Annotated in this window: 13 protein-coding genes; 6 read left to right on the plus strand and 7 right to left on the minus strand. The window is 46.1% G+C overall.

Annotation, left to right across the window (positions count from 1 at the left end; translation table 11 throughout):
- The first annotated feature begins 25 nt into the window (after positions 1 to 25).
- The 6 genes from OC193_RS14245 (at position 26) to crp (ending at position 5,822) form a co-directional block, all read left to right on the plus strand.
- Entirely contained in the window at positions 26 to 1,948 is a 1,923-nt protein-coding gene (locus tag OC193_RS14245; RefSeq protein WP_048659152.1) for an ABC transporter ATP-binding protein, read from the plus strand.
- Entirely contained in the window at positions 1,945 to 2,415 is a 471-nt protein-coding gene (locus tag OC193_RS14250; protein ID WP_048605369.1) for a TIGR02444 family protein, read from the plus strand. The genes OC193_RS14245 and OC193_RS14250 overlap by 4 nt, the downstream gene beginning before the upstream one ends.
- Before the next feature lie 275 nt (positions 2,416 to 2,690).
- The gene (locus OC193_RS14255; RefSeq protein ID WP_048663030.1) at positions 2,691 to 3,683 is read left to right on the plus strand and encodes a hydrolase; all 993 of its coding nucleotides are present in this window, start codon (positions 2,691 to 2,693) and stop codon (positions 3,681 to 3,683) included.
- 107 nt (positions 3,684 to 3,790) lie between these two features.
- A complete protein-coding gene (locus OC193_RS14260; RefSeq protein WP_010435208.1) occupies positions 3,791 to 4,003 on the plus strand; it encodes a YheU family protein in 213 nt (70 codons plus the stop codon).
- A gap of 77 nt (positions 4,004 to 4,080) precedes the next feature.
- A complete protein-coding gene (locus tag OC193_RS14265) occupies positions 4,081 to 4,950 on the plus strand; it encodes a phosphoribulokinase (RefSeq protein ID WP_010435210.1) in 870 nt (289 codons plus the stop codon).
- Between the two features lie 239 nt (positions 4,951 to 5,189).
- A complete protein-coding gene (gene crp, locus OC193_RS14270; RefSeq protein ID WP_004729651.1) occupies positions 5,190 to 5,822 on the plus strand; it encodes a cAMP-activated global transcriptional regulator CRP in 633 nt (210 codons plus the stop codon).
- 182 nt (positions 5,823 to 6,004) lie between these two features.
- Here crp and OC193_RS14275 read toward each other — a convergent pair whose 3' ends face one another.
- The 7 genes from OC193_RS14275 to trpS form a co-directional block, all read right to left on the minus strand.
- The gene (locus OC193_RS14275; protein WP_048659154.1) at positions 6,005 to 6,796 is read right to left on the minus strand and encodes a DUF1338 domain-containing protein; all 792 of its coding nucleotides are present in this window, start codon (positions 6,794 to 6,796) and stop codon (positions 6,005 to 6,007) included.
- A 213-nt stretch (positions 6,797 to 7,009) separates the two neighbouring features.
- Positions 7,010 to 8,467, minus strand: coding sequence for a succinylglutamate-semialdehyde dehydrogenase (gene astD, locus OC193_RS14280; RefSeq protein ID WP_048662992.1), 1,458 nt, complete (start codon positions 8,465 to 8,467; stop codon positions 7,010 to 7,012).
- Positions 8,468 to 8,506: 39 nt separating this feature from the next.
- Positions 8,507 to 9,526 (minus strand): arginine N-succinyltransferase, encoded by a 1,020-nt coding sequence (astA, locus tag OC193_RS14285; protein WP_048605373.1) that lies wholly within the window; start codon positions 9,524 to 9,526, stop codon positions 8,507 to 8,509.
- Between the two features lie 107 nt (positions 9,527 to 9,633).
- Positions 9,634 to 10,845 carry an aspartate aminotransferase family protein gene (locus OC193_RS14290; protein ID WP_048662993.1) on the minus strand — a complete coding sequence of 404 codons (1,212 nt, stop codon included), beginning with the start codon at positions 10,843 to 10,845 and terminating at the stop codon, positions 9,634 to 9,636.
- A gap of 464 nt (positions 10,846 to 11,309) precedes the next feature.
- Positions 11,310 to 11,888, minus strand: a complete 579-nt coding sequence (locus OC193_RS14295; RefSeq protein ID WP_017068833.1) for an aminodeoxychorismate/anthranilate synthase component II — start codon at positions 11,886 to 11,888, stop codon at positions 11,310 to 11,312.
- Between the two features lie 200 nt (positions 11,889 to 12,088).
- Positions 12,089 to 14,683 (minus strand): ExeM/NucH family extracellular endonuclease, encoded by a 2,595-nt coding sequence (locus OC193_RS14300; protein ID WP_048662994.1) that lies wholly within the window; start codon positions 14,681 to 14,683, stop codon positions 12,089 to 12,091.
- 385 nt (positions 14,684 to 15,068) lie between these two features.
- Positions 15,069 to 16,085, minus strand: a complete 1,017-nt coding sequence (gene trpS / locus OC193_RS14305; RefSeq protein ID WP_016796005.1) for a tryptophan--tRNA ligase — start codon at positions 16,083 to 16,085, stop codon at positions 15,069 to 15,071.
- Between the last annotated feature and the right edge of the window lie 138 nt (positions 16,086 to 16,223).

A 16,223-nucleotide genomic window follows, 5' to 3' on the forward strand; every position in this document is an offset into this window, starting at 1 on the left:
CTCTAATTTCTATGCTATTTCAATTATGATTACTTTCTCTGATATTCAATTGCTACGCGGCGGTAAGCCACTCCTCGACCAAGCATCTGCGACTTTTCACCCTGGCGACAAGATCGGTTTGGTTGGTAAAAACGGCTGTGGTAAATCTACGCTATTCGCCTTAATTAAGGACGAACTGTCTATTGATGCAGGCTCATTCAGCAAACCTGCCCATTGGGAAATGGCTTGGGTTGCTCAAGAAACACCAGCATTAGAAAGAACAGCAATTGAATACGTGATTGATGGTGACCGTGAATACCGCGGCCTTGAAGATCAACTAGAGAAAGCTGAACAGGCCGACAACGGCACCTTGGTCGCAGAGATCCACGGCAAGATTGAAACCATTGGTGGCTACAGCATCAAGGCTCGCGCTGCCGAGCTGTTAGACGGCCTAGGCTTTAGCCAAGAACAAATGGCGTGGAACCTGACTCAATTCTCAGGTGGTTGGCGTATGCGTTTAAACCTAGCGCAAGCCCTACTGTGTCGCAGTGACCTACTGCTACTCGATGAACCTACCAACCACTTGGATTTAGACGCAGTAATGTGGCTAGAGCGTTGGTTACAAAGCTACCCTGGTACGCTAGTGCTTATCTCGCACGATAGAGACTTCTTAGACCCTATCGTCAACCGCATCGTGCATGTTGAAAATCAACAGCTCAATGAGTACACGGGTAACTACTCATCGTTCGAAACCCAACGAGCGCAAAAACTGATTCTGCAACAAGCGATGTACCAAAAGCAGCAGAAACAGATGTCTCACATGCAGAGCTACATTGACCGTTTCCGTTACAAAGCGTCAAAGGCTCGCCAAGCGCAAAGCCGTATTAAAGCGCTAGAGAAAATGGAACAAGTACTACCTGCTCAGTTTGATAACCCATTCAGCTTTGAGTTTAGAGAGCCAGACGCACTACCAAACCCAATCATGATGATGGATGAGGTATCTGCGGGCTACGACGACAACCTAATTCTAGAAAAGATTCGCTTGAACCTAGTACCGGGCAGTCGTATTGGTTTGCTTGGTCGAAATGGTGCTGGTAAATCCACGCTGATTAAGTTGCTTTCAGGCGAACTGAAACAACAAGGCGGCGAACTGAGCTATTCGCAAGGCGTTAAGATTGGTTACTTTGCACAGCACCAATTGGAAACGCTGCACCCTGAAGAAACCCCGCTGCAACACATGATGCAGATTGCGCCTAAACACACCGAACAACAACTGCGTGATTACCTAGGTAGCTTCGGTTTCCAAGGTGAAAAAGCGCTCGATAAAGTAGCACCTTTCTCCGGTGGTGAAAAAGCACGTTTAGTATTAGCGCTACTGGTATGGCAAAAACCAAACCTGTTGCTACTCGATGAACCAACCAACCACTTGGATCTCGACATGCGTCAAGCGCTGACTTTTGCCCTGCAGACGTTTGAAGGCGCAATGGTTATCGTATCGCACGACCGTTACCTATTGCGTGCAACTACCGATGATTTATACCTTGTACACGACCGCCAAGTAGCACCGTTTGATGGTGACTTAAGCGATTACTACAAGTGGCTAACCGAACAGCAGAAAGTTGAGCGCAAAGAAGCACAAGCATTGGCACCAGCAAAAGACGGTGCCAACAGTGCAGCAGCGAAAAAAGAGCAAAAACGTAAAGAAGCCGAGTTCCGTAAACTGACGGCACCGCTGCGTAAAAAGCTTACTCAATTTGAAAAACAGATGGATAAATTAACTCAGGCTCTTGAAGAAGCCGAGCAAGAATTATCCGACACTTCACTGTATGAAGCTGAAAATAAGGCTAAACTGAATAAAGTACTCGCTCTCCAAGCGAGCAGTAAGTCACAGCTAGAAGAAGTTGAAATGGATTGGATGTCCACTCAAGAAGAGCTTGAGCAGATGGAACAGGATATGGATAGCTTATGAGCCCAGAGCACGCCCCAATATCACTAACACTGGAACGACTATGGCAATTTAGCCTTCAGTACTACAGTGTGCGCGGTGTAAAGGATGCGTGCCTAGCTTTGCAAAACCAGTTCCACGGCAACGTCAATTTACTGTTGCTTCTCAAATGGCTTGATGAGCAGCAATTGTCTTTTGCTGAAGAAGAGTGGCACAAAGTACAACAATGCTTGAGCCGCTCTGAAACCCTGCTTCATAGTTATCGAGAGCTACGTAAACACCTCAAAGCACACGTTGTCGACTCACTATACCGTGAAGCCTTACAGTTTGAGTTACAGCTTGAAAAGCAACAACAGTCCGATCTCGTCGACTGTATAAACTCCCTACAGCTTTACGCTAACCAGCAATCACCGCTCGCGTTTCAGTACTGTCGTTTATTAGGAGCAGAAAACCTCTACGACGCTTTTTCTGAACCAGCACCTCAGCCCTAGCTCATTCTCTTTCCTTTTTACTCAATCAAGATCCAAGCTTAACTGCGCCCTGTCTCTCTTCATGTGCATGCACTGACTAATATGCACAATGAAGTGTTTAAGGCACCTAACATTGATATTATGCAACTGGTTACCCATAGCCTGTTTTTGTATCTCGTACAAGTGAAAGCCTTGCGCTTATGCCGAGAATCAACCAAGCTCAAATAAAAACGTGGGCGTTTCACTGCAAGCTCAACACGTTATCAAAGCCCATCAAAGAAGCATGGATCGTTTTTATGACAATATTTACCGCAGCCGCTGGTCTCTCTAATCCGCACTTACAAACCTTAGTGCCACGGTTTATTAGAAAACAGGCGCTGTTTCATCCTCACTGGCAAACCTTAGAAACTCCCGATGGTGACTTTCTTGATCTTGCTTGGAGCGAATCCCCCGACGGTGACAACCCAAGCAATGATGATCGAAGTAACAAGCCGATATTCGTTCTATTCCATGGTTTAGAAGGTAGCTTTGAGAGCCCTTACGCCAACGGACTGATGAATGCATTTGCTAAAGATGGTTGGTTATCGGTAATGATGCACTTCAGAGGCTGCAGCGGAAAACCCAATCGCCTGGCTCGCGCTTACCATTCAGGTGAGGTCGAAGATGCGCGCTTTTTCCTAAGACACCTACACGCGCAGTTTCCGAATAACCCTAAGGTTGCGGTTGGCATATCTTTAGGTGGAAACATGCTGGCGAACTATTTAGCTGAGTACGCAGACGACCCATTGCTGTCGGCGGCGACAATCGTATCTGCTCCATTTGACTTAGCGTGTTGCTCTAGTCGCATTGAGCGCGGTTTCTCCAAGCTTTATAAGAAGTACCTGCTCAACTCTCTAAAATCGAATGCGCTAAAAAAAGTTAACCTGCTACAGGAAAAACTTGGCATCACAGCTGAAGCCATCAAGAACATCACCAAACTGTATGAGTTTGATGAACGAATCACTGCACCGCTGCACGGCTTCAAAAATGCCCAAGATTATTATGCGCAATGTTCTGCGCTGCCTAAGCTCAACAAGATTAAACTGCCGACGCAGATCATTCATGCCAAAGACGACCCTTTCATGACCGATGATGTGATCCCAAAGTTCGTTCTACCCGATAACATCGATTATCGACTGTTCCAAAAAGGCGGACATGTTGGGTTTATTACTGGCAGCACACTCAAGCCAAGATTTTGGTTAGAAGAAGCCTTGCCTGCCTACTATGAAAGTATCCAAGATTCGGCATAATGACCGAGCCTTAGTAAATAGAAGCAAAACATTACTAAGCACACATATTTCTACATCAATAAACATATCTATGAACATATCCATGAACATAAAAGAGAGAAGTATTTATGATCATCCCATGGCAAGACATTGCACCAGAGACACTGGAAAACCTCATCAAAGAGTTCGTGCTGCGTGAAGGCACAGACTACGGCGACGTAGAGGTTTCACTGCAAAACAAGATTGACCAAGTGAAACATCAATTAGCTTCAGGAGAAGTCAGCATCGTGTTTTCTGAACTCCATGAAACCGTTGATATTCAAGTCACAAAACGCTTCTAAGCTGCGCTCATAAAGGAGCCGTGTTATAGTGGTAAACGATTGCTAACAAGTAAGTTACTCAAAAGACAAGGGTTGTCATGTCCGCTAAACATCCAATTATTGCGGTGACGGGTTCATCTGGAGCCGGCACCACCACTACCTCAGAAGCCTTCCGCAAAATGTTCAATATGATGGACGTGAAGGCAGCTTGGGTTGAAGGGGATAGTTTCCATCGCTTCACACGTCCAGAGATGGATGTCGAGATCCGTAAAGCGCGCGAGCAAGGTAAGCACATCAGCTACTTTGGTCCTCAAGCCAACGACTTTGGTGCGCTAGAAGAGTTCTTCCGTAAATACGGTAACGAAGGTACAGGTAAAGTAAGAAGCTACCTGCACACCTTTGATGAAGCCGTGCCTTACAATCAAATGCCGGGCACCTTCACGCCATGGCAAGAGATCCCGGAAAATTCCGATGTGATGTTTTACGAAGGCTTGCACGGCGGTGTGGTTGATGGCGACATTAACGTTTCTCAACACGTCGATTTGCTGATCGGCATGGTGCCCATCGTAAACCTAGAGTGGATTCAAAAATTCGTTCGTGACACTCGCGATCGTGGTCACTCACGCGAAGCGGTAATGGACTCCATTGTTCGTTCAATGGATGATTACCTCAACTACATTACCCCGCAATTTTCGCGCACTCACATAAACTTTCAGCGTGTTCCAACCGTAGATACATCGAACCCACTTAACGCCAAAGGAATTCCAAGTTTAGACGAAAGCTTCGTAGTTATACGTTTGCGTGGCATCAAAAACGTCGATTTCCCCTACCTTCTGGCTATGATTGATGGCTCGTTTATGTCTCGTCATAACACACTAGTGGTACCAGGCGGCAAGATGAGTTTTGCTATGGAGCTCATTGTGAGGCCAATCCTGCAACAACTTATCGAAACCGGAAAAATAGGTTAACAAAACGACATTCTGGTTGATTACTTTTCATACCGTGATCATGTGCACAATTTTGCGTAAAAAATCGTAGCTTGGTCACGATTAAAATCAAGAAATAGTACCTGAAAAAGGATACTATTCTTAAACGAAACACAAGATAGCTTGCAGCGCTCAACGAGTGCTCTTATCCTACAAGTCAATCCAGGCTTAGCTAAAATACGGAAAGCGGCAAGCATACCCTGCAGAGGAAGTGAGATATTATGGTTCTAGGTAAACCTCAAACCGATCCAACATTAGAGTGGTTCCTTTCACACTGTCATATTCATAAGTACCCTTCAAAAAGTACTTTGATTCATGCTGGTGAAAAGGCAGAAACCTTGTACTACATCGTTAAAGGTTCTGTGGCAGTTCTTATCAAAGACGAAGAAGGTAAGGAAATGATTCTTTCTTACCTAAACCAAGGCGACTTCATCGGTGAGCTTGGCTTGTTCGAAGAAGACCAAGAGCGTACTGCTTGGGTTCGTGCTAAATCTCCTTGTGAAGTAGCTGAAATTTCTTTCAAGAAATTCCGTCAACTTATCCAAGTGAACCCAGATATCCTAATGCGTCTTTCAGCGCAAATGGCAAACCGTCTACAAGTAACTAGCCAAAAGGTTGGTGACTTAGCGTTCCTTGACGTAACAGGTCGTATCGCTCAAACGCTACTAAACCTAGCGAAACAGCCAGATGCAATGACTCACCCTGACGGCATGCAAATCAAGATCACTCGTCAAGAGATTGGCCAGATCGTTGGTTGTTCTCGTGAGACAGTTGGTCGTATCTTGAAGATGCTAGAAGAGCAGAACCTAATTTCTGCACACGGTAAAACTATCGTGGTATACGGCACTCGTTAATCTCGATTAACTGAGCCAAAAATTTGAAAGCCACCAAATGCAAATTTGGTGGCTTTTTTGTTTTCTAAAGATCTATAGAACAGATACGAGAAACGAGAAGAACTCACAGAATCCTATTTGTAAACTTCCTAGAAGCGAAGCGTACTCGCATATCTAGGATAAGTCCGTTCTCGTACCTTTTATTAACCGTTGGTGCTCTCAAAGATCTTATCCGCCGATGCGGCCACAAAACCTGTGTAAAGCTCACCGTTGACCATCGCATAACGCTTAGCGAACTCATAGAAGCCGCCTGGAATCATCTCATTGCCTTCAACAAATGAAACTGGGACTTTGTCTGCCATTGTTGATGATTGCTCTAATAAGACCTCTGGAGAGCCTTTAACCTCACCGCCAGATGCGTTGATAGTAAAGCCAGACTCGCTCAGGTAGTCATTCACCGCCTGCACTTCATCAAAGTTATTCAGCTGGTTCACACTTACCGTAAAGTGGTTTGCACCATATCCATGAGCCGCTAGCCAAGATGCGTATTCGCTCTCTTTAGCTAGTACTTGGAAATCAGCGAAACTCAAATCCCATTGGCGACCACCAAACAAGAACTCATGACCTTGAAGCTTGCTTGCATCAACCTGCTCAACTAACTTAGCAACGATCTGTTGTAATTCACTAGAACACTCTTCGACCTTCAATTCACTAATGAACACTTTTGGCTGCTTCGGGTCTGGGTGCTCGTAGTGTTTAGCCACTAGCTTCTTGCTCTCAAACAGGTAGTCGCCACACGCCTTGTAACCCAGTTCCAGGAAAGGCTTAGCTAGTGTTTCAATACCGAGAGGGGCAACATTAAAAGTACGCAGTGCAATATGGTCGTTGATCAGCGCTTCATCTTCTTTCAGCAAGTGATGCACTTTCTCAGCCGATGGACACAGCCTGTGAATGTAATCGTCCCATAGTGATTTAAAGAGTAGATCGGGCGTCATGGTGACTCCTTGTCAGAGGTTCTAGCAAGCTAGTAATTTGGATTAGAAAGGGAGAGGCTGAGACACAGAGTCAGCAGCCATCAGCCTGTGACATACTTGTTCTATTATTATCTACCGCCCAATCTAGGTGTCGGACGGGATGGAAAAGGGAAGCGATAACACCACTTCCCTATTTCAAGCTTAACCAATGAGCCTAAGACTCATTAGCCTAAATTAAAGCTCAATACCTGGGCTAAACGATGCTGGTAGTTGAGTTTCGCCACCTTCCATTGAAGCCATAGGGTAAGCACAGTAGTCAGCTGCGTAGTAAGCACTTGGACGTAGGTTGCCTGAAGCACCCGGACCACCAAACGGTGCATCACCACTTGCGCCTGTTAGCTGACGGTTACGGTTAACAATACCCGCACGGATATGGTCAACGAAGTATTCCCATTCAGAATCGTCTGTTGATACAAGGCCTGCAGACAAACCAAAGCGTGTGTCGTTAGCTAACTCGACCGCTTGCTCTAGCGATTGGTAACGAACCACTTGCAGCAATGGACCGAAGTACTCTTCATCTGGCAGGTCAGCAATATTGGTTGCATCGATAATGCCCGGAGAAACAAACGCCGCTTGACCCGCTTTTGCTTCTACTAGGCTGACACCACCTAACGATTGCAGATTAGCTTGCGCGTCTAGAATAAATTTAGCTGCAGCTTCAGAGATCTGAGGGCCCATGAAAGGTGCAGGTTCAGCGAATGGCTGATCGACACGAATCTTTTGCGTAGCTGCGACCAGTTTATCTAGAAGCAGATCGCCCTTCTCGCCAACAGGCACATACAAGCGACGAGCACATGTACAACGCTGACCCGCACTGATGAACGCCGATTGGATGATAGTGTATACCGTTGCGTCTGCATCACCGTATTGGTCGCTGATCACCATAGGGTTGTTGCCGCCCATTTCTAGTGCCAGCATCTTGCCCGGTTGGCCCGCGAATTGACGATGCAGGATATGACCAGTATTCGCACTACCCGTAAATAGCACGCCATCAAGACCTTTAGCATCAGCCAGTGCGATACCTGTCTCTTTAGCGCCTTGCACTAAGTTGATTACGCCAGCAGGAAGACCCGCTTCTTGCCATAGCTTCATTGCGAATTCACCCGTCCAAGGTGTCTGCTCTGAAGGCTTGAAGACTACGGTGTTGCCCGATAGCAGAGCTGGAACAATATGACCGTTAGGTAAGTGACCTGGGAAGTTGTAAGGGCCAAATACCGCCATCACGCCCAATGGACGGTGACGAAGTACAATTTGGTTGCCAGCCGCTTCACGTGAAGCTTCACCTGTACGCTCGTGGTAAGCACGGATAGAGATGGCGATCTTGCCTGCCATCGCGCCCGCTTCAGTGCGAGTTTCCCAAATCGGTTTACCCGTCTCTTTTGCAATAATCTGTGCAATCTCTTCGCTGTTCTCTTTTACCTTCTCAGCAAAGTTCAACACGATCGCTTCACGCTCTGCAAAGCTCAATTTTTTCCAAACCAAGAAGGCTTCACGAGCTGCTGCTACTGCAGATTCAACCTGCGCTGGTGTTGCGCTATCACCCTGCCACACTACTTCATTGTTGTATGGGCTTACTGATGTCATGGCGTCACCTTGACCTGCCACCCACTGTCCTGCTATCCACTGAGTCATACTTCTATCCTTAAAATCTTCGACAGATAATCGCCGCTCTTACTGAGCCAACATGCGAACGAATTCGCCTTCTTTTACTTCAAGAGCGCTCGCTACTTCAGATGATAAAATCACTGTGTCGCTTGCTTGGTCATACGCACCTTTCGCGGCTACTGCGCGGAAGTTCTCAAACGAGGTATTACCAATTAGGAAGTCTTTAGAGCTAGAATGCTCTGCAATTTGAACCTGTGCTCTAATTGAGTGACGCACCGATTCGATGTTTCTTAGATCACACTCAACCGTTGGGCCTGCATCAAAGATATCGACATAGCCACGGTTAGTGAAACCTTCACGTTCCAACAACTTAAGTGCAGGGCGCGTATTGTCATGAACCTCTCCAATCACCGCCTGAGCTTCTTTGCTCAATAGGTTCACGTAGATAGGCAGCTTTGGCATTAGGTCAGCAATAAAACCTTTCTTACCGATACCGGTTAGGTAATCGGCAAGCGTGAAATCAATCGAGAAGAAATGCTCTTGCAGCCATTGCCAGAAAGGAGAATTACCTTCTGCATCCGATACACCACGCATCTCAGCAAAAATCGTTTTCGAGAAACGCTCTGGGTGCTCAGACATGATCAAGAAACGACACTTAGACATCAAACGACCATTCAATCCACCACGGAAAGCCGGGCGCAAGAACAGTGTGCAGATTTCACTGCATCCAGTGTAGTTATTACCGAAAGTCAGCAGCTTCACGACGTTATTCACGCCAAGCTTCTGCGATGAGTGAACCACTTTGCTGATGTGGTACGAATAGAACGGGACATCCCAGCCAATTGAGGCTTCAATGCCAGTCGTACCCGCAACTTCACCGGTTTCTGTGTCGAAGCCAACCATCAGGTAGCCTTCGTCACCGGGCTCAGTCACGTCTTGCTTGGCAAAGCTGTATTCAGAGTGAGTAATACGGTTAGTTAACAGTTCTTCGTTAACCGGAAGAGATGTGAATCCGTGACCAGATTCAACCGCGCAGGTATGCAGCGCATCGTAATCAGATAATTTTATTGGGCGAACAACTAGCATCAATATTCCCTCCAGATGCAAAATAGGCCCAAAACCAGAAGCTTGGGCCTTTAGCAGAACGTCATGGGATCGCTCTATTGGCGATCATTCCTATGACGCCGCTCAGGCTAAACTAGCGTAGCGATTGCTTTGTCTAGTTTTGATAAGCCTTCTTCAATTTCTTGTGTAGTAATAACCAGTGATGGCGTGAAACGAACCACGTTTGCACCCGCAACCAGTACCATCAAGCCTTGTTCGCCTGCTGCTACCAATACGTCACGTGCACGGCCTTGCCACTCTTCGTTAAGTGCAGCACCTAGTAGTAGGCCTTTACCACGAACTTCACTGAAGATTTGGTACTTGTCGTTAATCTTAGCTAGACCATCGCGGAACAGTGCTTCACGCTCTTTCACGCCAGCTAATGTTTCAGGTTGGCTAACCACATCAACAACCGCTTCTGCAACAGCACACGCCAGTGGGTTACCACCGTAAGTAGAACCGTGCGTACCCACTTTTAGATGTGTCGCGAGTTCAGTGGTCGTAAGCATTGCACCGATAGGGAAACCACCACCTAGAGATTTAGCCGTGCTTAGAATATCTGGTGTCACACCTAGGCCTTGGTAAGCGTAAAAGTTACCGGTACGACCATTACCCGTTTGCACTTCATCAAAGATAAGCAGTGCATTGTGTTTATCACACAGTTCACGAACCGTGTTCACGAATTCAGACGTTGGAGAGATGATACCGCCCTCGCCTTGCAGAGGTTCCATCATGATTGCACAAGTACGATCAGAGATGTGCGCTTCTAGCGCTGCAATATCGTTGTAAGGCAGGTGAGTCACATCGCCCGGTTTAGGACCGAAACCATCAGAGTAAGCTTCTTGACCACCAACCGTTACGGTAAAGAAAGTACGACCGTGGAAACCTTGTTTGAATGCAATAATTTCAGATTTCTCAGGACCGTGAACATCCGCCGCCCAACGACGAGCTAGCTTCAATGCAGCTTCATTCGCTTCTGCGCCAGAGTTGGCAAAGAATACTTTTTCTGCAAAGCATACGTCGGTTAGCTTTTTCGCTAGACGCAGTGCAGGTTCGTTGGTCATCACGTTACTTAGGTGCCAAATCTTGTTTGCTTGCTCAGTAACTGCGTTAACCATTGCCGGGTGACAGTGACCCAAACAGCTCACAGCGATACCACCAGCAAAGTCGATATACTCTCGGCCTTGTTGGTCCCAAACGCGTGCGCCTTCCCCTTTTACTGGGATCATTTCCATTGGGTTATAACAAGGCACCATCACCTCATTAAACAGACTACGTTCTACTTTATTTTCCACTGTCATCGTACATTCCTTCTCGATACCGCAAGCTTCGCAAATAAGCGTAATGGTTCATAAGTGAGACAAAGATATTTTGTCTCGCCATAATCCCGCTGCAGCATTATATTTACATTTAATTAACCTTTTCAATAGTAGATTATTCTTTAGCCATCCCTAACAACCAGCTAAACGTCACTACCTATGACTATTTATGCATCAATTAATCTGTTTTATGAAGCTTTTTTTACCTAAACGTATAACCAGCAATAGCAAAGCCTTACTGGCACAGCGGTATATAGGGTTCGAGAGGAAATAACGCGAATAATTTTGCATAGGCTAAAAACTTAGCGAAGCGAGAGAGAAATGTTATAAAAAGTGATCGGCGTCAGAGGGAGAGAGGCGCGTAAAGCCCGAATTTAAACGCTTAACGAATGGGCTGACAGGTTTAACTGGCTTATTTAGGCGGAGAAAGGGTCAAATTTAAACACTTAGCGTGCTAGGAAGTTAGCGAGAAGTTGGTGTCCTTGCTCTGTTTTAATCGATTCAGGGTGAAATTGCACCGCATCAATCGGCAAGGTTTTGTGTTGATAACCCATGATCTCATCCATGCTGCCATCTTCAAACTCCGTCCAAGACGTCAGTTCAAAGCAATCTGGTAGCGTGCCATTTTTCACCACGAGTGAGTGGTAACGTGTCACGGTCAATGGGTTGTTCAATCCCTGAAAAACACTCTTGCCATTGTGGCGTATCGGAGAGGTTTTACCGTGCATCACTTGTCTGGCTCTCACCACTTCACCACCAAACACTTGGGCAATGGCTTGATGACCAAGACACACTCCTAAGATCGGCAGTTTACCAACGAAGTGTTCGATGACTTGTAGAGAAATGCCCGCATCATCCGGTGTACAAGGACCCGGCGAGATAACAAGGTGACTAGGATTTAGCGATTCAATACCCGCAATATCAATCTCATCGTTGCGAACAACTTTTACAGTTACCCCTAACTCACAGAAATACTGATACAAGTTATAGGTAAAAGAGTCGTAGTTATCGATGATAAGTAACATGGGTCGAAATCGTTTGCTAAATACTAAAGGATTGGGAGATATAGGGGCGGTATTGTGCAATACCCATAGCGAAAGGCAAGTGGAAACTGCATTTAGCCAATAATTAAGGCCAACCTAAGTTGACCTTAATTGTTTACAGATAGCCTTAAGTTATCTGAATTGGCTTGCTTGTATGGCTTGCCAATCTACTTACGATTTAGCTACTTGCGACGACGCCACATTGCTAGACCAAACAATGACATCAATGCACCCAAGCCGAATGAACCGCCGACTCTTAGCTCAAGAACCGCAGGATCATGATCCGATGAACGGAAGTGATCTTGGTACTTAGGCAGATCGCCTTTGTACTCTTCGTTGTAGTCAAACAACGTCGATTCGCCACCGTTAATGTGCCAGTCAGTTGCATCCACAACCATGTCTTTCAGGCTGTCGCTGATCAACAGGTGATCCAGTGCGCCCACTTCGTCATTGTATGAGTAGCTCCAGCTGTCTGGGTGCTTTTGAGCCACAGCATTAATGTAACCGTAGTTCTTAGTAATCACCGCGCCGTTATCACCAAACTGTTCAACACCATCAATGTAAGTGTTACGAGCCGCTTTGATTTGCTTACCGTATTTCTCTTCAGAGTAATCCGTTAGCACCAGCATTGGATCTTCCATGCCGTACGAGTTCATATCACCCAGGATCACTTTGTGACCTTTGATACCATCGAGCGCTTCACCCAGTGCCACCGCCGCAGCTACGCGGAAGTTCTCACATGAGCCTTGCTTGTCGGCATCAACACCACCTTGACCACCCTGTTCAACCGGTGCTGCATCTTCCCAACACTTAGAGCCTTTAGATTTAAAGTGGTTAATCGCTACGGTCAGTTTCTCTTTGGTACCTTTGACCTTGAAGGTTGGCGCTAATGAGTCACGCTGGTAGTTCTTACCGTCCTCAATCACCTTACCTGAATCGTCTAACACCTCTGGTGCTTGTTGGCTTGGCATCGCGATAACGCGGCTGTCTTTTAGCTTAACTACCTTTTTACGGTAAATAACACCGGTTGTGATTACGTCAGTACCAATCGAGTCCATCTCGTCGGTTACGCCATCTTCATTTGAATCAACAGCGACAAACGTATAACGGTCTTTCTTACGCTCAATGCGATCATTCAGCTGGTTAACAAGCTGTTGAATAGCAGAACCTTCACCAAAGCCGTTGTTCTCAATTTCCATCAAACCAATGATGTCAGCGTCTAGACGAAGAATCGCGTTCACAATCTTCTCTTGCTGCATTTCAAACTCAGTAATGGTGTTCGCGCCACGGTTGTTGCCGTGCTGGTTCGCGTCACCGCCAAATGGAGAGTTGAAGTAGTTCAGTACATTGAAGGTCGCGATACGTAGGTCACCTTCATCCATATCTGGCTTGTCAGTACGTGGGTCGTTACGAACGAAGTTTTCAGCCGAGATCTGGTTAGTCGCAATTAAACGGTACTCACCGTAGCTGTAAGTCAACACACCTTCTAGGCCAACAATGGTGTCATCGATACGGATGTAGTCTTCGGTCGAACCATCTTGGTCGATGTCAGTGCGGCCAAAATCTGGGTAGAAAGGAACTTGTCCGTCACCCGCTTTTTGATCCGTTTCTACGAAAAGGCGACGATCAGCGTTGTCTTCTGTTTGTTGTTTCGCTTCATCAGAACCGGCAGCAAAAAGCTGGTTCGGCTGCATGTTGATACGCTCATGGGCTAATACCATGTTGTTACGACGACCTGCGTAGTCATAACCGAAGGTACGCGTCACTCGCATATCAAGCGCTTCGGTTGTTTTCACCAACATGCCTTCGTAGCGTTCAAGCGTTGCAGCGAAGTTCTCATCACTGTCTAGCGCTTCAATCGCCGTCGCTTCAGGGGATTGCTGTTCGCCCTGCTTTAGCCATTGGTTGTTTTCAACTTTAAGCTGAGTGTGGCTGTAGTATTCTTGAACCTTACCTTTCACACACACCACATCACCCGCAACTAAATCTGAGCTTGACTGGTTAGTGTGAATAAATAGACCTTCAGAGGTACTTGAATTGAAGTCATCCTCAATCGCTTGCAGATAGAAGCCTTTGGTTAGGCCAGTAGTCACTGCGCTAACTACACCTTTTACGAAGTATTCATCGTCGGTGATGTACGGGTAGCCATCGATGAACGGTGATGTTGCACCCTCGCCTTGGATCTCTTGAATGGTGGTAAATACCGGGTCTGAGCCATCTTCTGTACAAGTAAAGGCTTCTGGCAGCTCAACACTGTCTAGTGAACCTAGCCCTTCAATACTGTCTTTTGGTAGCGATACCCATTGTGAAGCATCAAACGTCGCAGAAGGTGTTTGTGTCGCACGAACCAAAGTAACATCTTTGCCCCAGTCCACATCACCCATCAAACCAACAACATCATGCACCGAACCATCTGCATTCAAGATAGCTAGCGGGTCGTCACCATTATGATTAGCCAATGAAGCATTTAGAATGTCAGCGACCGCCTTAATCTCATCACTAGCACTGGTATGAGCAACAACAAGCACCTCACCGGGCGCTAAAACGTGGCCATCTAAAGGTAAAGTGGCGCCCCATGATCCATTGCCATTGGCAGACTTCGCCAGTGAGTAACCATCTAAGTTAATGCTGCTATCGCCGTTATTGGCGATCTCAACCGCTTTGTTGTAGCTGCCGCCTTCCACATATTGTGAAATAAACAAATCAGCGTGTGCGCTTGTGGTTAACAAGCTACCAATTGCCACTGCTAGCAATGAAGGTTTGTGTAAAAGAGCCATCCGTTTCACCTGAGTTCATTGATTTATAGTCACTGCCATCTATGGGCAGTCATGTATTTTGTGGTAACTATCAGGTTTATTTATGAAAGGAATAAGTCAGTTGGCAAGAAAATGAGGAACTTATCACTTTGGAATCATCAATTGTTTGGCACGTTATATATTTCCAACATATATAGAAATGAGTATGAATTTATAAAGTTCAGAAGTGCTGAATAAGATCATCTGCACAGCATTAACATGATGGATATGCTAGTCAGATACTGCGTAAATTATCAATTCAAACAAGGGGTTTTCGAGGAAGGTAAATGGAATGGGCATTAAAAAGCCCAAAGTAAACAGAAGCTACTTTGGGCTCAAATTTTCAAGCGAGTCGTGTTAGTTCACCCTATGGGCGAGTAACAAAACCTACTGCTTCGTATGCTTTTTTCAGTGTTACTGCAGCACGCTCAGACGCTTTTTCAGCACCCGCTTTCATTACTGCGTCCATGTAAGCACGATCAGCACGGATACGGTGGTATTCAGCTTGAATCGGCTCAAGCATCTCAACTAATGCTGCGCCTACATCTTTCTTGAATGGACCGTACATCTCAACACCTTGGTATTGCGCTTCGATCTCTTCAAACGTTTTACCTGTCGCTGCTGAGTAAAGACCCATTAGGTTAGAGATACCCGCTTTGTTTTCCCAATCGTGAGCAATACGTGGCGGTGTTTCTGCATCAGTTTGCGCTTTGTTGATCTTCTTGATGATCGACTTAGGCTCTTCTAACAGAGTAATCACGTTCTTACGGTTATCATCCGACTTAGACATCTTCTTAGTCGCATCTTGCAGGCTCATTACACGTGCATTCACTGTTGGAATGTAAGGTTCTGGCACTTGGAAGATTGGCGTTTCAGGACCGTAGATGTTGTTGAAACGAGTTGCGATATCACGCGCTAGCTCTAGGTGTTGTTTCTGGTCACTACCTACTGGCACTTGGTGAGCACCGTAAAGCAGGATGTCTGCAGCCATCAACACTGGGTAGTCGTATAGGCCTACGTTTACGTCGTTTGAGTGACGTGCAGACTTATCTTTAAACTGAGTCATACGGCTCAGTTCACCCATTTGCGTGTAACAGTTAAGAAGCCAACCAAGTTGAGCATGCTCTGGTACGTGTGACTGAACAAATAGCGTGCTCTTCTTTGGATCAACACCGACAGCAAGACAGATTGCGAGTGCGTCTAGAGTCGCTTCATGCAGTGCTTTCGGGTCTTGGCGAACCGTAATTGCGTGAAGGTCTACAACACAGTATTGGCAATCGTAATCATCTTGCATCTGTTGCCATTGACGTAGAGCACCCAAGTAGTTACCGATACTTAGTTCACCAGATGGTTGAACACCACTCAATACGATGGGCTTGCTCATGGTTTTAATTCCTTTGCTTATTCGCTAAGTTTATTGAACGCTTAGCTTCTTAACTTAAATATAGAAAAGCCGCACAGCTCTTTCTGCGCGGCTCATCCAGTGTACTCATTGATAAGTATTTTGCTAGTGGGTTAGCTA

The organism is Vibrio crassostreae (assembly GCF_024347415.1).
In the GTDB taxonomy this organism is placed as follows: domain Bacteria; phylum Pseudomonadota; class Gammaproteobacteria; order Enterobacterales; family Vibrionaceae; genus Vibrio; species Vibrio crassostreae.